Here is a 16929-nt window from a genome sequence, read left to right as displayed (position 1 = left end):
ACCGCCTTCGCCCTCTCCCGCCTCGCCGACCCCGACACCCTCCACCACACCCCCATCGGAGTCCTGCGCAGCGTCCAACGACCCGTCTACGACACCCTCATGGCCGACCAACTCGACACCGCGATCGCGCAGCAGGGCAAGGCGGACCTCTCCGCCCTCCTCGCCGGCAACGACACCTGGACGGTCCTGGGCGGCTGACCGGGGCGCAGGGGCGCCGGACCTCCGCTCGCGGTCCGGCGCTCAGAGCGCCCGCAGGCCCCGCACGGCGTTCCGCGCGTACGCGCGGGCCTGCTCGAAGGTGGCCGCGCTCTCCCGCCCGAGGGTCTCGCGGACGTACCGGCGCGCCTGCGACAGGTCGGCGTCGGGGCCGAGGAAGCGTTCCACCATCCGCTCGTCCAGCAGCACGTGGTGCAGGGAGAGCACGGTGACTCCCGTCTCGTCCGGGACGATCGACCACTCCCCCGTGTGCGCGGCCAGCAGCGGCGACGGCACGGTCTCCTTGTAGACGGTGCGGGCGGCCGCCGGGAAGGACACCCGTACGGACTCCGTCGTGTGGACGGAGCCGTCGACGGTCAGCGTGTGCGTGGTGGCGCGCTGCACCCCCGGGCGGTCCTCGACGACGTCGGCGCGTGCGATGTGCGGGACCCGGCCGGGCCAGGAGGCCACGTCGTACAGGAAGGCGCCGACCGGTTCGCCCGGTCCGTCGAAGCGGACGGAGTCCTCGAAGCTCATCGTCAGCGCGTCGAGCCGCTCCCAGCGCTCGGCGGCCTCGCGCAGCCGGTCGAGCATGATCCGCCCGCCGCGTTCGGCGTCGGCGCGGGCCCGCTCGACGTCGGAGCCGCGGTTGCCGGCGACGGTGAAGTCCTGCTCCAGGGTCAGCCGCGACCAGCCCGGGGCGAGCTGCCGTACCGTCCAACTGCCGCCCGCGGAGGTGACGGGCGCTTCGGGAACCTCCTGGCGGAAGTCGATCCGCCGCCGTTCGGAGTCCAGGGTCCGCCGCCACAACGACGTCCGCACGGTCCCGTCGCGGGTGTCCCACAGGGAGAACCGTTCGCGGCTGCCGTCGAAGTCCCACGGCTCGACATGGACGGTGTCGGGTACCAGCAGCGGCCACTGGGCGGTGTCGGCCACCAGCGCGTACAGGACGCCGGCCGGTGCGGCCGCGTCCACCGCGTGTGTCATCCGGTGCACTCGTTCGACAGACATCAGACACCCTCTCTCAACGCTTGATGCAGAGCCTGTCCGTATCCGCAGGAAGCTTCCTGGACTCCGAGTGGAGTTCCGGGGCCCGGTCCTCAGACCGCGGCGCGGGAACCCAGCACGTGGTTGACCAGGTCGAGGTAGCGGCGCGGGGTGTCGGCGTACTCCATGGCCTCCTCGTCGAAGGCGATGTCGAACCGCTGCTCCAGGTAGCCGGTGGTCTGGAGGACGGAAAGACAGTCGTAGCCGAGCTCCACCCAGTACAGGTCGCGCACGTCGTCGTCCAGCTCGACGCCCTCCTCCTCACCTCCCCAGGCGCGCAGGATCCGCGTCAGATCGGTGAGTTCCAGCCGGTCCATGGGTGTACCCCTCTCCTCGTCCGCGAGCACGCGCACGCGTCCCGGGTACCCCCGAGCCTGACCACCCTCCCTGGAGCACCACTCAACGCCCCCTGGCCCGACCGATTCCAGCCGGACCACCCCAGCCCAGCCAGGCAATCCCAGCCCGGCCTGCCGATTCCAGCCCCGCCGGCGTTTGAGGCGCGGGGTCCGGGGCGGGGCCCCGCAACCCGGCCGCGGCCCGGCCCACCCGCACCGCACCGCGCCCGCACCGCGCCCGCACCGCGCCGCCGCCCCGTCCACAACCCCCGGAGGGCTAGGCGGCGTACAGGTCGAACGTCGAAGACCTCCGCGGCCCCGCCACCACGTCCAACGCCGGGTCCACCTTCAGCATCGCCTGGTGCAGTCGTTGCAGCTGCTGCGAGGGCTCCACGCCCAGTTCGTCGATGAGTCGTGTCCGCAGCCGCCGGAAGACGTCCAGCGCCTTCGCCTGCCGCCCCGACCGGTACAGCGCGACCATCGCCTGCGAGTGCAGTCCCTCGTGCTGCGGGTGCCGGGCGATGAGTTCGGCGAGTTCCGCGAGGAGTTCCGTGTGCCGTCCCAGCCGTAGGTCGACGTCGATGCGCCGTTCGGTGGTGACGAGTCGGCTCTCCGCGAGCCGCAGGACCTCGATGTCGAGGATCGGTCCGACCCGTACGTCGACGAGCGCCGGTCCCTGCCACAGGGCGAGCGCCTTGCGCAGCAGGTCCGCCGCGGTCTCGTCGTCGCCCTGGTCGAAGGCGGTCTGGCCGCCCGCCACGAGGGTCTCGTACGTGTGGACGTCCACGGACTCCGGGGGGATCTGGAGCAGGTATCCGCCGTGCCGGGTGGCGAGGATGTCCTTCGCCGAGCCGGGGGCCCCCGGCCCCATGGCCGTGCCCAGTCTGCGGCGCAGTTGAAGGATGTACGTCTGCAGGGTGGTGAGCGCGCTCTGTGGCAGGTCGGTGCCCCAGATCTCCTCCATGAGGGTCGGCACGGGCATCACCCGGCCCGGGTAGAGCGCGAGGAGCGCCAGGATCTGACACGGCTTGCCCGCCGTGGGAACGATCGATCCTCCGTTGACCTCGGCACTCAAAGGTCCCAGAATCTGAATCTTCACGGTCTCCCGTCTCCCCTCCGCAATTCGTCGCGCCATACTCGGATTTCAGCATTCGACCCGATCACGGTAACGGGGCCCCGGGCAAGGTCACCGAATTCTTGAGCCGGCGTCGAGCGGCCCTCCGCACTGGTGCGCGGTGGGGTGTGTTTCCGCTGGTGGGAGCCCCTTCACCGGTGTCGATGACCTTTTCTCGGGGGCTCCCGCGGCGGATTTTCCGCGGTGCTGTGCGGCCTTTTCCGGAGTGGGGTTCCGGCGGCCGTGGGGAAATGAGCGCACAAAGACCGTGCGATGACCCGTCAGCCCACGGGAACCAGTCGCCTCTTGGGCGTCTCGGTGGTTTCCAGGGGGCGTTCGGGCCCGGTCATCAGGATCGAGCGCTGGAGCCGGCGCAGGGCTGCCGAGGGCTCTATGCCGAGTTCGCGCACCAGGGTGGTCCGCAGCCGCTGGTAGACGTCCAGCGCTTCGCCGCGGCGGCCGGAGCGGTGCAGAGCCAGCATGAACTGCCCGTGCAGGTTCTCATGCGTGCGATACCGACTCACCAACACCGTCAACTCCGCCAACACCTCACGATGACGACCCAACCGCAGATCCGCCTCGATCCGCTGATCCAACGCACACAACCGCGTCTCCTCCAACCGACGAATCTCCATGTCCAACTGCACACCACCCTGGACATCCGCGAACGCCGGCCCCGACCACAACCCCAACGCCTCCCTCAACAACCGCGCCCCACCCGGATGATCACCCGCATCCACCGCCCGATAACCCAACCCCGACAACCGCTCGAACTCCCGCACATCACTCTTCCCCCCACCACCACTCAACAAATAACCCCCCGGCAACGTCACCAACACGTCCTTCGCAGTCCGCGAGGTGTCCCCGCCGCCGCTTGCGAGGGCCGTGGCGATGAGCGCCCGGAGCTGGAGGATGTACGTCTGCAGCGTGGTCCGGGCGCTGCGCGGCGGTCGCTCGCCCCACAGCTCCTCGATCAGTGCGGCGACGGGGACCGTCTGGTCGGCGTGCAGCGCGAGGAGCGCCAGCACCTGACGGGGTTTGGCTGCGGTCGGGGTGATGGAGATCCCGTTCTCCCGCACGTCCAGTGCGCCCAGTACATCGATGTCCACGCCGTACTCCCCTGCTTCGTCCATGGATGAGCCCTCGACTTTCACTGGAATGAGCAAAAAACAGCATCAGCGGTTTGTCAATACCAAACCGGCTGGGCCGTTTTTCTTGCCAGCATGAGCCAGAGGCACCCACGAACAGCCTCTGAACTGCGCGTTTGCCAGGAAACGGAGGCTCTGGAGGGCTGTCGGCGGACGCAAAAACACCCCTCAGAAACCTTCCTGAGGGGTGCTTCAGAGACCGGAACAAACCATTCAGTTTGCTAGTCGGGGACGCCACTCCGGGCGGCGGCGGCCACGCACATCGTGTCCGAGCCGTCGGCGCGCAGCTCTCCGAGCGAGCCGTCGGCGGCGATCCGGGGCAGCATCAGAGCCCAGTACCGGGCCAGCGAGGGCTCCGCGAGCCACGCCCCCTCGTCGGCTCCGAGGGCCTCGAAGCCGACGATCGCGGCCACCACGGCGGCCGCCGCGTCCTGCGCGGAGACGCCGTCGGCCAGTTCCCCGTTGCGGGCGGCCGTACGGAACATGGCCTCGACCCAGCGTTGCCATTGCCGGCGCACGCCACAGGGGCCGGCCCCCGCGTCGTCGCCGGTTCCGGCCGCCACGCAGAGCCCGAACCCCGCGCTGACCACGGGATCATGCGCGAGGAGCGCCATCAGGTCGTGCGTCGAGTCGACGAGCACCTGGAGCGCGTTTCCCCCCGCCAGCCGGGAGACCGTGATCACCCGCACGGAGGCCGCGGCGCGATCCACCACGGCCTCGGCCAAGGCCGTCTTGCTGCCGAAGTGGAAGTGCAGGCCGCCCGCACTGACCCCGGCCCGTTTGCTGATGGCGCCGATCGAGGCCGTGGCGAAACCCTCCTCGACGAACACCTCCGCGGCGGCGCGGACCAGAACCTCACGCGTGCGGGCAGCACGCTCCTGCTTGACCATGCGATCTCCACAAACCGCCTCGGCGGTTTGCCCAGGGGGGTACAAAGCTTCGCAGGCACGATCCGACGCCTCGGTGGAGCCGTGCCCGAGAAGCGCCGGCGCGAGTCAGGAGGCGACCTGGCCGGCGGTCACCTCCGCGGCCTCCTCCAACCGTTCCATCTCGGCCACCACCTCGGCCCCGCGGGTCCGCCCCATCTCCAGCCGGGCCAGGACCGCGGGCGTCGCGATGCTCGGGTAGACGTGCTCGAAGAGCACCGAGACCCGGTGTTCGATGTCCTCGCGGTTGACGAGCGTCTGCGAGTAGATCTGCACCCCGGTCCAGCAGGCCGAGAGGGTCCAGGCCGTCTCTGCCGTGTTGACGTGCGGCAGCAGCTCGCCGCGCGCCTTGGCCTGGATCAGCATCTCCTCGGTCACCCTGATCCAGCCGGGGACCGATCCGCCTCCGAAGATCTCCCGCATGTCGGGCCCGAGCGAGAGCCGCGCGCCGGCGCTCAGCATCGGGTCGCGCTGCATGCGATGGGCCATCACCATCGACGTGTCGACGAGTTCCTGCAGCTTGCTCTGGCGCGGCGGTACTCCTCCCTCGGCGAATTGCTCGTCGAGGACTCCTCGCGCCAAGTCCTGCTTGGACGAGAAGTGGAAGTACAACGCTCCCTTGGTCACTCCGGCGCGGGTGAGGATGTCCGCGATGGTCGCAGCCTCATATCCGCGCTCGTCGAAGACCGAGGCCGCCGCTTCCAAGATCGCACGACGCGTGCGTACTGCACGCTCCTGACGTGCCACGATGCCTCCGATGTCCACGGGCCCACACGGACGGAACCCCTTCGGATTCCGCTCCCCCCCGTAAAACCAACCAGAAGGTCCGTATTTTATCAAGACGGAAACAATAAACCGTGACCTTTTGGCCACGACAGTCAAGTCCGTCTCACGTGGCGGGAGAAGTTCTCGCGTTGGTCGCGCTCTCGCACGATCCACTTCGTTGAGCAGCCAAGAAGGAACAGGCTGTCACCGCTCTTTCCGAACCATCTGTTCGGTTTGTTTTAACCGTACGGTGACACGCGCACCCGAACATCGGCCTCGTGACGGCATCTGCGCCAAGTAGAGGCCAGAACATCCTTGCAAACAAAACCGGAGAGTACGTATCTTACGACTTCAAGTGCTCGTCCCATCCGTCAACTCGGCTCTGCGGAGAGGTCCATGACCCTGCTCACGTTCGAGAACAACACCCCCGCGCTGTCCATGAAGGAAGCCGGCGTGCGGCGGACGACGCGCTGTGACGAGCTTCCCCGGCTCACGAGCACCGTCCCCCGGGAGTACGTGCATCGCAGCTCGGTGGCGGAGGTGTTCCTGACCGGCTACGAGCGGATCGATGACGACACCTTCCTGCTGACCGGCCAGTGGCCGCGGGCCCATACTTTCTTCATCAGCGCGGACGGTACCGGACACGACCTCGTCCAAGTCGGGGAGACCGTCCGCCAGGCCGGCCTTTTACTGTGCCACGCGGAGTACGGGGTGCCCCTGGGGCACAACGTGCTGCTGTGGAGCCTGGGCTTCAAGGCCGACCTGGAACAGCTGCTGATCGGCGCCGGTCCGACCGACCTGGAACTCATCGCGACCTGCCGGGACTTCGGCTGGAAGGGCAACCGGTTCTCCGGCTTCCTCGAGGTGGGCGTCCGCCGTGACGGACGGATCGCGGCCACCGGTTCCGGGCTCTTCAGCTTCGTTCCCCCGGCGGTCTACCGCCGGCTGCGCGGTGAGTACGGAAGCCTCTCCACGGCCGCTCCCGCGCAGCTCCCGCCGCGTCCGGCGCCGATCCGGCCGGCGGAGGCGGGCCGGTTGCTGCCCTTCGACGTGGTGCTCGCCCCGGGCGACCGGCCCGGCCGCTGGTTGCTCTCGCCGGACCTGACGCACCCGATCCTGTTCGAGCACGCCAATGACCACCACCCGGGCATGGTCCTGGTGGAGGCGGCCCGCCAGGCCGCCTGCGGGACGCTCCACGCCCGCTCGTTCAGACCCACGGCGGTGGAGTCCTCGTTCCACAACTACGCGGAACTCGACGCCCCGTGCTGGATCGACACCGAGGTCCCCCACTCCATGGACCCGGGCATCCGCACCGTCCACGTCACCGGACACCAGGGCGACACCCGGATATTCGAGGCGACCGTCACCGGAACCATAGCCTCCGACTGATCCGGCCTCCTCGGCCGGGAGCCGTGGCCGCTCATCGGCCCATGTGCTCCCGGTACCACGGCGCGTACCGGGCGAACCCCTCCGGCAGCCCCGGTCCGGGCTCCGCGCCGACCAGCTTCCACAAGCGGCTGCCGTCGTACCAGTGATCGACCGCCAGCAGCGAGATCCTGCGGCGGGTGACCGGGTCGCCCGCCGCACCCAGCCGTGCGCAGGCCTCCTCCAGGGTGACGTCCCCGTCCGGCAGGGGCACCCCGAGGGCCCGCCCCACGGTGGTGACCAGTTCCCGGGCGCTCACCGGCTCCGGGTGGCAGGCGTGCAGGACCTGTCCCGCGAGCCGTCCGGGCAGCCGGGCCAGGTCCGCCACCGCGTCCGCCAGGGCGTCCGCGGAGATCATCGAGAGCCGCGCGCGCCCTCCGTCCACCCAGTACGGCAGCCGTCCCATCAGGTCGACCAGCGCGGGGACCATCCAGGTGTCGCCGCGTCCGTAGACCAGGTGGGGCCGCACCACGACGCCCCCCGCGGCGAGGACCAGGCGTTCGCCCTCCAGCCGGGTGACGCTGGTCGCGGAGACCGGTTCCTCGGCCAACAGCCCCTCGGCCTCGCCCCGGTGCGGCTCGTCACGGTAGACGGCGGCGGTGCCGAGGTGCACGAAGCGCCGTACGCCGGCCCGCGCGGCCTCGGCCAGCAGGGCGCGGGTGCCCTCGACGTTGACCGTCCGACACTCCTCCTCGGTGCCGCCGATCCTGGCCGCGAGGTGGACGACGGTGGTGACGCCCTCGCAGATGCCGCGCAGGGACGCCGGGTCCGTCAGATCTCCGGTCACCGTCTCGATCCCGGCCGCCGCACCCGTGTGCCCCGGCAGGGCCCGCCGGTGGCCGAGCAGCCGCAGCGCGGGGCCGACCGGGCCTTCCCGGCCGTCCGGGGCGCCCACGGCCGCTGTCAGACGCGCCGTCACATGGGATCCGACGAAGCCGGTGCCGCCCGTCACGAGGATCCGTTCGGGAATCAACGACAGCCTTTCGTCGGGACGTACGGGACGTTCGGGAAGTGGAGGAGTGGTCTGCACTTACTGTCTTACAGCATCACCGTTTCGTCGATCATCACCCTGGCGGAAAGTAGGCTGAGACGATGAACAGCTCAACTCCCCGCCTGGTGCCGGTCACCCCGGAAAACTTCGACGCGGTGTGCGCGATTCGGCTTCACCCGCATCAGGAGCACCTTGTGTCACCTGTCCTGAAATCGTTGGCGGAGGCATACGGGTACGGGGCGAACGCCTGGCCGCGGGCCATCGTGGACCGTCGGGACGACGGGGCGGAGGAAGTGGTCGGCTTCGTCATGGCCTTCCTCGACTTCTCCTGGAACGGCGACGCGACCGACCGTCGCTCCGGCATCTGGCGCCTGAACATCTCCGCCGAACACCAGGGCCGGGGATACGGACGGTTCGCGGTCGGGTCCGTCTCCGAGGAGATCCGCGGCCTCGGCGGCACCCGCGCGTACGTCACCTGGAACCCGGGCGAGCACACCCCCGAGCCCTTCTACCTCGGCCTGGGCTTCACGACCACGGGCGAACTGAGCGGCACCCAGCGGGTCGGCGTCCTCGCCCTCTGACGGGGCGCGGGGCCCGCCTCCGGGCTTCGCGGGCCCCGGAGGCCGCCGCTACTCCCGCAGGACCACGGTCAGCGGCCCCCGCGCGTCCTTCGGGGGCTCGACCGCCGGGGCCTTCCCGGCACGAAACTCCTGCGGGCTCACCCCCCGCACCCGCTTGAAGGCCGTGGACAGCGCGAACGCGCTCCCGTAGCCGACCCGGCGGGCCACTGTCGCCACCGTGGCCTCCGGGTCGCGCAGCAGGTCCGCCGCCAACGCGATCCGCCAGCCCGTCAGGTACGCGACGGGCGGCTCCCCGACGAGCTCCGTGAAGCGGCGGGCCAGCGAGGCCCGGGACACCCCGGCCTTCAGCGCCAGCTCCTCGACCGTCCAGCCGTGCGCCGGCCTCTCGTGCAGCAACCGCAGGGCCGGCCCGACGACCGGGTCGCCCTGCGCCCGGTACCAGGCCGGGGAACCCGATCCCGGATCGGCGAGCCAGGCCCGCAGCACGCCGATCAGCAGCAGGTCCAACAGCCGGTCGAGGACGATCTCCTGCCCCGGCTCGTCCCGGGAGATCTCCGAGGCCAACAGCGCGATCAGGGTGGCGTCGGCGGTCCCCGCCGGCCGGACCAGCACCGTCGGCAGTGCGTTCAGCAGCCTCCGCCCGATCTCGCTCGGCGCCTGGTAGGTGCCGCTGAGCATCACCGCCGAGTCGACGTCCCGCAGCGCCTCGCCCCAGGTGCGCACGCCCAGCGCCATGGTGTCGGTGACGTCCTCGCCCGCCTCGGTGTTGCACCGCTGGTCCGGGCCGACGGTGATCTGTACGGGGGTGTCCGGCGCGTCCGCGACCGTGTACGGCGCCGGCCCCCGGACGACCACCAGGTCGCCCGGACCGACCGCGACGGGCTCGCCGTCGTCGGGCAGCAACCAGGCCGCGCCCCGGGTCATCGTCATCACCGAGAGCGGCGCCCGGTCCTCCACGCGCAGGGACCACGGCGGATTGAGAACGGACTTGAGGAGGAAGGCGCCCCGGGCCTTGGGCCCTTCGAGGAGACCGGTCAGCGTGTCCATGGGCCCATCCTCCCCTCCGCGCCCCGCGTCGTCCCGCGCGTGCCCCCGGTCCTCCCGTGCGGGCCCCTCACACGTCCCAGACTCCGGTGGCCGCGGCCTCCCGGGCGAAGTCCGCGAAGTCCCTGGGCTCCCGGCCCAGTACCTCCCGTACCCCGTGCACCACGTGCGCGTTGCGCCCGTCGAGGATCAGCGCGAACAGCTCGGCGAAGTCCTCCGGCAGGTCGTTGGCGCGCAGGACCGCGCGGTAGTCCGCGTCCGAGACGGACACGTACGAGATCTCCCGTCCGGTGGCCTTCGACAGCTCCGCGGCGACGTCGGCGAAGCCGAGCAGGCGCGGGCCGGACAGTTCGTACGTCTTGCCGACGTGCCGGTCGTCGGTGAGCGCGGCCACCACCACGTCCGCGATGTCCTCGGTGTCCACGAAGGGTTCGACGGCGTCCGCGGTCGGCAGGGCGATCTCTCCGGCCAGCACCGGCTCCAGGAAGAAGCTCTCGTCGAAGTTCTGGTTGAACCAGCTGGCCCGCACGATCGTCCAGTCGGCCCCGGAGGCCTTCAGGTTGTCCTCGCTGCGCCGGGCCGACTCCTCGCCCCGCCCGGACAGCAGCACCAACCGGCGCGCGCCGGCCGCGACGGCCGCCTCGGCGAACGCGCCGACCTGCTCGGCGGCGCCCGGGAAGGCCAGGTCGGGGTAGTAGGTGACATACACCCGGTCGACGCCCTCCAGTGCCGCGCCCCAACCGGCGGGCTCGTGCCAGTCGAAGGCGGGCTCTCCGGTACGCGATCCGATCCGGACCGGGCGGCCCTGCGCCCGCAGCTTCTCGGCGACGCGCCGCCCGGTCTTGCCGTTGCCCCCGATGACGAGGGTGAGGGGCGCGCCCTGCGTGTTCTCGGTGTTCCGTGTCGTTGTCATGCGACCAGTCAACCGCCGGGCGGCGAGACGGAACATGGCCGAGAAGCTCAGCCCCATACGCGAGCGTCCAGACTGCTTCCTCCGCCGCCTCCGCCCCGCTCAGCGGTTCACTTGCCGGCGTCCTCGGCGAGGGTGTGCGCCACGAGGGCGTTGGCGTGGCCGTGCCCCAGGCCGTGCTCGGTCTTGAGCCAGGTGACCAGCTCCATGTGCCGGGTGAGGGGCGAGGACCGGATGAGTTCCTGCCACTGCGAGACCGGGCGACCGTACTTCTTCTCGATCGAGGGGAAGTAGCTCGCGGGTCCCTTGACGGCGTCGGTCATGTCGGGGTGCCTTTCGTGCGAAGACGGGTGCGTGGGTGGGGTGAGTGAGGGGTGGGGCGGACTCAGCCGCCGGTCACCGGCCGGTAGGTGCACACGTTGACGCCCGCGGCGCTGGTGACCGTGGAGACCAGCTCCAGCGTCCGCAGGCCGCCGTCGTCCGGGAAGATCGACTTACCGCCGCCGAGCAGCACCGGCATGATCATGAGTCGCAGCTCGTCGGCCAGCCCCTCGCTCAGCAGGGTGCGGACGAGGGTGGGGCTCCCCATGACGACCAGGTCACCCCCCTCGGCCCCGCGCAGCTCCCGAATGCGGGCGACCGCCTCGACACCGGGGATGCGCGTGGTGTTCTCCCAGGCCGGCTCGGAGCCGTCGAGCGTCTCGGAGACGACGTACTTGCGGATCGCGTTCATCCGGTCGGCGAACGGGTCCCCCGCCCGCTCCGGCCACGCGGCCGCCATGGTCTGCCACGTGCGGCGACCGAACAGCAGCGCCTCGGCCCCGGCCAGCGCGTCGGAGAAGGCGCCCCCGACCACCTCAGGGTCGAAGAACGGGTGCGACCAGCCGCCGTGCGCGAACCCGCCGTCGCCGTCCTCGCCCGCGCCGCCCGGTGCCTGCACGACGCCATCCAGGCTGATGAACTCGCTGACCACGATGCGCATGTGCTCTGCTCCCCTTGTCGACCGCCGATGCGCGACGGTGTCGCACACCCATGTGGACGGCGTCCACATTTCCGCTTCCCGCAGCCTACAAGGCAATGTGCACACCGTCCACATTCTTGCTCCGCCGCGTCACAGGGATAGACGGCCCGGCCGCCCGAAACTCATCGCACCCCGCGAAAGAGGCCGGTGCCACCGCCTGCGGACGGGCGGCGCGGCATGCGCGTTCTTTGTGCTCTCGACGATGACTTTCACACCTCAAGTCCGCTCGAGGTGGAGGAATATGATCACATGGCGGTATGACGAGGACCTTGTATCTGCTCTGCTCCGCCGCCCCGCCCGTCTTCGACGTGGCCCACGTGATCGAGAACGCCCAGTCGCGCGGTTGGGACGTCTGCCTCGGTATGACCCCGACGGCCGCGCACTGGGTGTCCGAGAGCCTCGACGGACTCGCCGCCCTGACCGGGAACCCGGTGCGCTGGCAGTACAAGCTGCCCGGGGAACCAGACGTGTGGCCCGCGGCCGACGCCGTGCTGTTCGCCCCGGTCACCTTCAACTCGCTCAATGCCTGGGCCCTCGGGCTCACCGACCGGTTCGTCGCCGGGATCGCCGCCGAGGCCATCGGCAAGGACATTCCCGTCGTCGCCATGCCCTGTACGAACGCCGCGCTCGCGGCGCACCCGCGCTTCGACCTCTCGCTGGCCGAGCTGCGGGCGGCCGGGGTGGAACTCCTGCACGGCGAGGGCGGGTACGTCCCCGGTCCGCCGGACGAGGACACCCCGGCCCCCTTCCCGTGGGCGGTGGCCCTGGACGCCGTGGACCGCCGGGGCACCCCGGCCCCGTAACCGCCGGCCGCCCCGGCGCCGTGTCCCGGCGACGCCCCGGCCGCCCGCCCCGACGGCCCGGACTCCCCCGCTACTCCCCGGTGACCCCGTCGATCACCTCGCGCAGCAGGTCCGCGTGCCCGTTGTGTCGGGCGTACTCCTCGATCATGTGGGCCATGACGTAGTGCAGGGAGTAGGCCTGGTCCTCGTGGTGCCCCCGCACGTCCAGGGACTCGGCCGCCGCCACGATCGCGCGCGAGCGCTCGCAGCTCTCCTCCCAGATCCGGAACGACTCCGCCGGGTCCGCGTCCTCGACATGGAAGTCCGTCCGCTCGCCGGCCTCGTTCCTGGGGAAGAAGTTGCTCACGCCCTCGGCGTTGATCACATTGCGGAACCAGCTCCGCTCGACTTCCGCCAGATGCCGTACCAGCCCGAGCAGGCTCAGCTCGGACGGCGCGACCGCCTTGCGGCGCAGTTGCTCGTCCGTCAGGCCCGTGCACTTCGTCATCAGCGTGTCCCGCTGCCCCTGCAGGACGCTGGTGAGCGTGGCGCGTTCGTCACCCGTCAGAACGGGTGGGGTCCTCTGTTCGTCTTTCATCGGCTGATGATGACAGTCCGGCCCTCCACCCCGCCGACCATGGCGCGTGGCGGACCCGCCCTCAGGACGCGGACCCCGCCCTCAGCTGCCGGAAGAAGGCCCGTACGTCCTCCACCAGCGACTCGGGCACCTCCATGGCGGGGAAGTGTCCCCCCTTGTCGTAGGAGGTCCAGCGCACGATGTGGTCGGTGCGTTCGGCGATGTGCCGCAGCGGGATGAAGTTGTCCCGGGGGAAATCGGCGAGTGCGGTCGGCGTCCTCGACACCTCGGGCGGCTGCCCGTGGTAGTCGGCGTGCGCGCGCTCGTAGTAGATCCGGGCGGCGGAACCGACCGTGCCCGTCAGCCAGTACAGCATGACGTTCGTCAGCATCCGGTCCCGGTCCACGGGGGTTCGCGGATCGCTCCACTCGGCGAACTTCTCCCCGATCCAGGCGAGCAGTCCGACGGGGGAATCGTTCAACGCGTAGGCGAGGGTCTGCGGCCGGGTCGACTGGATGTCGGCGTACCCCTGGCGCTCCCGCGCCCACCCCCGGTACCGCTCCCAGGACGCACGTGCCCGCTCCCGCTCGGCGGGGTCCAGCGGGGCCAGCTCCTCCGGCGTGGGTTCGGACGTCGCGCCGGCACCGGGCAGCAGGTTCAGATGGACCCCCACCACGTTCGCGGGGCGCACCCGCCCCAACTCCCGCGAGACCGCGGCGCCCCAGTCGCCGCCCTGTACCCCGTACCGCTCGTACCCGAGCCGTTCCATCAGGGTCCCGAAGGCGCGCGCCACCCGCTGGAACTCCCAGCCGGGTTCGGTGGTCGGCCCCGACAGGGCGAACCCCGGGATGTGGGGAAGGACCAGGTGGAAGGCGTCGGCGGGGTCCCCGCCGTGCGCCCGCGGATCCGTCAACGGCCCGGCGACCCGCTGGAACTCCACGAACGACCCGGGCCAGCCGTGGGTCATCAGCAGGGGTGTCGCATGCGGCTCGGGCGAGCGGAGGTGCGCGAAGTGGACGGCGGCCCCGTCGATCTCGGTGGTGTACTGCGCCCACCCGTTGATCCGCGCCTCGGCGGCCCGCCAGTCGTACTCCTCGCGCCAGTACCGGACGAGTTCCTTCACCTCGGACAGCGGCATGCCGTACGCCCACCCGACCCCGCTCAGCTCATCGGGCCACCGCACCCGCTCCAGCCGCCGGCGAAGGTCGTCCAGCTCCCCTTCGCCCACATCCAGCCGAAACTCCCGAAACCCCTGCCCAAGATCACCCATCCTCCCACCCTGCCACGCGGTCCCTGTTCCAGCCCCACCGGTGGAGCCCCGGGACTCAGCCCCGCCGGCGTTTCAGGCGCGGGGTCCGGGACGGAGCCCCGGAAAGCCGGACGCAGTCCGGGCCGCGCACCACGGCCCCGCACCGGCCACGGCCTGGCCCGGCCACAACCCACCCCCGGCCAGGGAAACGGCTACGCCGCGTACAGATCGAACGTCGATCCCCGCTTCGCCCCCGCCGCCACGTCCAACGCCGGGTCCACCGCCAGCATCGCCTGGTGCAACCGCTGCAACTGCGGCGACGGCTCCACCCCCAGGTCGTCGATCAGCCGGTTCCGCAACCGCCGGTACACGTCCAGGGCCGCCGCCTGCCGGCCCGACCGGTAGAGCGCCACCATGACCTGCGAGTGCAACCCCTCGTGCTGGGGGTGCCGCGCCGTCAGTTCGGTCAGCTCCACCAGGAGTTCCGTGTGCCGCCCCAACCGCAGGTCGACGTCGATGCGCCGCTCGACCGTGACCAGTCGGCTCTCCTCCAGCCGCATGACCTCGATCTCCAGGATCGGGCCGAGCCGCACGTCGACCAGCGCCGGCCCGTTCCACAGTGCGAGCGCCTCCCGCAGCATCGCCGCGGACCCTTCGTCGTCACCGGCCTCGAACGCGCTCTGTCCCCGGGCGAGCAGGCTGTCGTACGTGTACACGTCCACCGCCTCGGGCGGCACCTGCAACACGTACCCACCGTGCCGCGTGGCGAGCACCTCCTTGGCCCTGCCCGGCCGTCCGGGCCCCATGGCGGTGCCCAGTCGGCGACGCAGCTGCAGGATGTACGACTGGAGCGTGGTCAGCGCGCTCTGCGGGAGATCGTGACCCCAGATCTCCTCCATGAGCGTGGGTACCGGAATCACCCGGCCCGGCTGCAGCGAGAAGAGCGCCAGGATCTGGCGCGGCTTGCCGGCAGTCGGAACGATCGAACCCCCGTTGACCTCGGCACTCAACGGACCCAGCACCTGAATCTTCACGGTCTCCCCTCCACTTCGCGAAACCGAAAACGAAACCGAACCGAACCTGACCTGACAACGAACCTGACGACGACCCGGCCCCCGCGACCTGGGCCGTCTCTTTCGGATCTTGCCGGGGCCGCAGCGCCCGGCACCGCCCCTGGCGGCGTTGTCGGGGCACCCGAGTACGTCCAGTACACGGGTGTCCCTCCGCGTTGCCAGGCACGGCACCGGACACCGCGGCCCTCACCGACAAGATCCGAAAGAGACGACCTGACCCCCGCTCGCCATGAACCCCACCGCTTCCAGGCACCGCTCGTCCGCGGCGCCCTCCTCGCCCCACGTCCGGTACTCCCCGGCCCGCGCCTCCCCCACCAGGCTCGGCAGGAGCAGCCCCCAGAGGGCGGCCACCTTGCCCTTCAACTCCCGGTACGACAGCCCGGTCCCGGACAGCACCTCGATCCCGCAGACGGCGGCCGCGACCAACGCCTCCGCCCCCTCCCACCGACCTCCGGCGCCACCACTCCCGGCCGCCACGGACCCCTCGGCCCCACCGGACCCCTCGGCCTCAGCAGACCCATGGGCCGCACCGACCAGAGCAGACGTACCCACCGCATCCGGCACACCCACCCCGGCCGACCCACCCACCTCGTCGACCCCGCCCGAGAAGCCCGCCAACTCCCCCGCGTCCCGGGCCATCCGCAGCAGTCGGTAGACCACCGAGAGCCACGCCCCGTGGAAGTCCACCACCGCCGGTTGCTGCCCCGCGCACTCCTTGGTGATCCGGAAGCTCGCCGGGATCGCCGGATCCTCGTGCAGGGTCCGCGCCAGCCAGTGCGTCGCGCCGATCAGCGCCTGCAACGGCGAGTCCCCGGCCTCCCGCAATCCCCGTACCGCCTCGTGCAACAGCCCACAGCCCCATTGCTGCACCGCGTCCGCCAGTTCGTCCTTCGAGGCGAAGTGGAAGTACAGCGCCCCCTTCGTGACCCCGGCCGCCCCCGCGATCTCGCCGAGCGTCGCATTGGCGTAGCCGTTCCGGTGGAACATCTCGGCTCCGGCGAAGAGCAGTCGCCTACGCGTCCGCTCCGACCTCTCCTGCACCGCTCGTCTCCTCTCACGCGAGCCGGTCCGCGGCGGCACCGCACGTGCCGCCCTCGTCCGACCCCACCAGCCCCCGCTCAGCCCCAGCCCCGTTCGACCCCGCCCCACTCACCCGCACGCACCCACGCGTTCCCACCCGCACGAAACCCACCCCCGGGGGAAACCCACGCGAACCCACGCACCACGGCCGCACCACGCACCCGCACCCGCGGGCGCCCGCGCCGCGCTCAGACCCGTACGAGCCGTTCCACCCGGGTGCTCCCCACGGTGCCCGCACCGGCCCCGGCGCCCACGGCGGCCGGCGCCCCTCCCTCCGGCCCTGCCATCAGGATCGAGCGCTGGAGTCTGCGCAGCGCCGCCGACGGCTCCAGCCCCAAGTCCCGTACGAGCGTGGTCCGCAGCCGCTGGTAGACGTCCAGCGCTTCGCCGCGGCGGCCGGAGCGGTGCAGAGCCAGCATGAACTGCCCGTGCAAGTTCTCATGCGTGCGATACCGACTCACCAACACCGTCAACTCCGCCAACACCTCACGATGACGACCCAACCGCAGATCCGCCTCGATCCGCTGATCCAACGCACATGTCAACGGACAGTGGGACATCCGGGTGAGCGGACAGTTCAGATCCCTGTGCACGGACAGCTGATCTCCTCGTCCGGTATGACTATTCATCCCGCTGATGGAGGCCCGTGCGGGTGTCCGTGGCCCG

General features: G+C 70.9%; 18 protein-coding genes and 2 pseudogenes. 4 read left to right on the top strand and 16 right to left on the bottom strand.

The features are described 5' to 3' along the window. Window positions 1-198, top strand: a pseudogene (locus OTB19_RS37770) (2-oxoacid:ferredoxin oxidoreductase subunit beta); the annotation flags it as partial. A 42-nt stretch (window positions 199-240) separates the two neighbouring features. On the opposite strand, the gene OTB19_RS37765 reads toward OTB19_RS37770, so the two are convergent. The 6 genes from OTB19_RS37765 to OTB19_RS37740 all read right to left on the bottom strand — a co-directional run bounded on the left by OTB19_RS37765 (window position 241) and on the right by OTB19_RS37740 (window position 5512). Continuing rightward, complete coding sequence (locus OTB19_RS37765; RefSeq protein ID WP_267803323.1) at window positions 241-1206, bottom strand: aromatase/cyclase; 966 nt, start codon at window positions 1204-1206, stop codon at window positions 241-243. An 89-nt stretch (window positions 1207-1295) separates the two neighbouring features. Beyond that, a complete protein-coding gene (locus OTB19_RS37760; RefSeq protein ID WP_267803322.1) occupies window positions 1296-1595 on the bottom strand; it encodes an actinorhodin polyketide synthase in 300 nt (99 codons plus the stop codon). 259 nt (window positions 1596-1854) lie between these two features. Next, window positions 1855-2676, bottom strand: a complete 822-nt coding sequence (locus OTB19_RS37755; protein ID WP_267803321.1) for an AfsR/SARP family transcriptional regulator — start codon at window positions 2674-2676, stop codon at window positions 1855-1857. 296 nt (window positions 2677-2972) lie between these two features. Further along, complete coding sequence (locus OTB19_RS37750; RefSeq protein ID WP_267803324.1) at window positions 2973-3800, bottom strand: AfsR/SARP family transcriptional regulator; 828 nt, start codon at window positions 3798-3800, stop codon at window positions 2973-2975. A gap of 260 nt (window positions 3801-4060) precedes the next feature. Then, window positions 4061-4729 (bottom strand): ScbR family autoregulator-binding transcription factor, encoded by a 669-nt coding sequence (locus OTB19_RS37745; RefSeq protein ID WP_267803320.1) that lies wholly within the window; start codon window positions 4727-4729, stop codon window positions 4061-4063. Window positions 4730-4834: 105 nt separating this feature from the next. Further along, the gene (locus OTB19_RS37740; protein WP_267803319.1) at window positions 4835-5512 is read right to left on the bottom strand and encodes a ScbR family autoregulator-binding transcription factor; all 678 of its coding nucleotides are present in this window, start codon (window positions 5510-5512) and stop codon (window positions 4835-4837) included. A gap of 414 nt (window positions 5513-5926) precedes the next feature. Between OTB19_RS37740 and OTB19_RS37735 the strand changes: the two genes are divergently transcribed. Beyond that, the gene (locus tag OTB19_RS37735; protein ID WP_267803318.1) at window positions 5927-6919 is read left to right on the top strand and encodes a ScbA/BarX family gamma-butyrolactone biosynthesis protein; all 993 of its coding nucleotides are present in this window, start codon (window positions 5927-5929) and stop codon (window positions 6917-6919) included. 31 nt (window positions 6920-6950) lie between these two features. Here the strand turns inward: OTB19_RS37735 and OTB19_RS37730 are convergent, their stop codons facing one another. Beyond that, window positions 6951-7928, bottom strand: a complete 978-nt coding sequence (locus OTB19_RS37730) for an NAD-dependent epimerase/dehydratase family protein (RefSeq protein ID WP_267803317.1) — start codon at window positions 7926-7928, stop codon at window positions 6951-6953. Between the two features lie 212 nt (window positions 7929-8140). Between OTB19_RS37730 and OTB19_RS37725 the strand changes: the two genes are divergently transcribed. Then, the gene (locus tag OTB19_RS37725) at window positions 8141-8527 is read left to right on the top strand and encodes a GNAT family N-acetyltransferase (RefSeq protein ID WP_324290580.1); all 387 of its coding nucleotides are present in this window, start codon (window positions 8141-8143) and stop codon (window positions 8525-8527) included. A gap of 48 nt (window positions 8528-8575) precedes the next feature. Here the strand turns inward: OTB19_RS37725 and OTB19_RS37720 are convergent, their stop codons facing one another. The 4 genes from OTB19_RS37720 to OTB19_RS37705 form a co-directional block, all read right to left on the bottom strand. Next, window positions 8576-9574: an AraC family transcriptional regulator gene (locus tag OTB19_RS37720; RefSeq protein WP_267803315.1), complete on the bottom strand. Its 999-nt coding sequence runs from the start codon at window positions 9572-9574 to the stop codon at window positions 8576-8578. 67 nt (window positions 9575-9641) lie between these two features. Further along, the gene (locus OTB19_RS37715) at window positions 9642-10484 is read right to left on the bottom strand and encodes an NAD(P)H-binding protein (protein ID WP_267803314.1); all 843 of its coding nucleotides are present in this window, start codon (window positions 10482-10484) and stop codon (window positions 9642-9644) included. A 107-nt stretch (window positions 10485-10591) separates the two neighbouring features. After that, window positions 10592-10804, bottom strand: coding sequence for a DUF4287 domain-containing protein (locus tag OTB19_RS37710; RefSeq protein WP_267803313.1), 213 nt, complete (start codon window positions 10802-10804; stop codon window positions 10592-10594). Between the two features lie 62 nt (window positions 10805-10866). After that, entirely contained in the window at window positions 10867-11463 is a 597-nt protein-coding gene (locus OTB19_RS37705; protein WP_267803312.1) for a dihydrofolate reductase family protein, read from the bottom strand. Window positions 11464-11759: 296 nt separating this feature from the next. Here OTB19_RS37705 and OTB19_RS37700 point away from each other — a divergent pair, with 296 nt between their 5' ends. Then, window positions 11760-12305 carry a flavoprotein gene (locus OTB19_RS37700; protein WP_267803311.1) on the top strand — a complete coding sequence of 182 codons (546 nt, stop codon included), beginning with the start codon at window positions 11760-11762 and terminating at the stop codon, window positions 12303-12305. 70 nt (window positions 12306-12375) lie between these two features. Here OTB19_RS37700 and OTB19_RS37695 read toward each other — a convergent pair whose 3' ends face one another. From OTB19_RS37695 to OTB19_RS37675, 5 genes and pseudogenes are all read right to left on the bottom strand, one after another. Next, window positions 12376-12882, bottom strand: a complete 507-nt coding sequence (locus tag OTB19_RS37695; RefSeq protein WP_267803310.1) for a DinB family protein — start codon at window positions 12880-12882, stop codon at window positions 12376-12378. Window positions 12883-12943: 61 nt separating this feature from the next. Further along, window positions 12944-14131: an epoxide hydrolase family protein gene (locus tag OTB19_RS37690; RefSeq protein WP_267803309.1), complete on the bottom strand. Its 1188-nt coding sequence runs from the start codon at window positions 14129-14131 to the stop codon at window positions 12944-12946. Between the two features lie 191 nt (window positions 14132-14322). Then, window positions 14323-15144 carry an AfsR/SARP family transcriptional regulator gene (locus OTB19_RS37685; protein WP_267803308.1) on the bottom strand — a complete coding sequence of 274 codons (822 nt, stop codon included), beginning with the start codon at window positions 15142-15144 and terminating at the stop codon, window positions 14323-14325. 225 nt (window positions 15145-15369) lie between these two features. Beyond that, entirely contained in the window at window positions 15370-16224 is an 855-nt protein-coding gene (locus OTB19_RS37680; RefSeq protein ID WP_267803307.1) for a TetR/AcrR family transcriptional regulator, read from the bottom strand. 227 nt (window positions 16225-16451) lie between these two features. Continuing rightward, window positions 16452-16802, bottom strand: a pseudogene (locus OTB19_RS37675) (AfsR/SARP family transcriptional regulator); the annotation flags it as partial. Window positions 16803-16929 lie beyond the last annotated feature (127 nt).

The sequence above is a fragment of the Streptomyces sp. H27-H5 genome, assembly GCF_026627505.1.
GTDB lineage: Bacteria > Actinomycetota > Actinomycetes > Streptomycetales > Streptomycetaceae > Streptomyces.
This window is presented reverse-complemented; position numbering and strand designations above follow the sequence as displayed.

Excerpts from the sequence above, each read along its gene's own strand:
- OTB19_RS37715 (WP_267803314.1), bottom strand. The coding sequence starts at position 10,484 with ATGACAACGACACGGAACACCGAGAACACGCAGGGCGCGCCCCTCACC.
- OTB19_RS37735 (WP_267803318.1), top strand. The coding sequence starts at position 5,927 with ATGACCCTGCTCACGTTCGAGAACAACACCCCCGCGCTGTCCATGAAG.
- OTB19_RS37745 (WP_267803320.1), bottom strand. The coding sequence starts at position 4,729 with ATGGTCAAGCAGGAGCGTGCTGCCCGCACGCGTGAGGTTCTGGTCCGC.
- OTB19_RS37705 (WP_267803312.1), bottom strand. The coding sequence starts at position 11,463 with ATGCGCATCGTGGTCAGCGAGTTCATCAGCCTGGATGGCGTCGTGCAG.
- OTB19_RS37695 (WP_267803310.1), bottom strand. The coding sequence starts at position 12,882 with ATGAAAGACGAACAGAGGACCCCACCCGTTCTGACGGGTGACGAACGC.
- OTB19_RS37710 (WP_267803313.1), bottom strand. The coding sequence starts at position 10,804 with ATGACCGACGCCGTCAAGGGACCCGCGAGCTACTTCCCCTCGATCGAG.
- OTB19_RS37765 (WP_267803323.1), bottom strand. The coding sequence starts at position 1,206 with ATGTCTGTCGAACGAGTGCACCGGATGACACACGCGGTGGACGCGGCC.
- OTB19_RS37690 (WP_267803309.1), bottom strand. The coding sequence starts at position 14,131 with ATGGGTGATCTTGGGCAGGGGTTTCGGGAGTTTCGGCTGGATGTGGGC.
- OTB19_RS37700 (WP_267803311.1), top strand. The coding sequence starts at position 11,760 with ATGACGAGGACCTTGTATCTGCTCTGCTCCGCCGCCCCGCCCGTCTTC.
- OTB19_RS37720 (WP_267803315.1), bottom strand. The coding sequence starts at position 9,574 with ATGGACACGCTGACCGGTCTCCTCGAAGGGCCCAAGGCCCGGGGCGCC.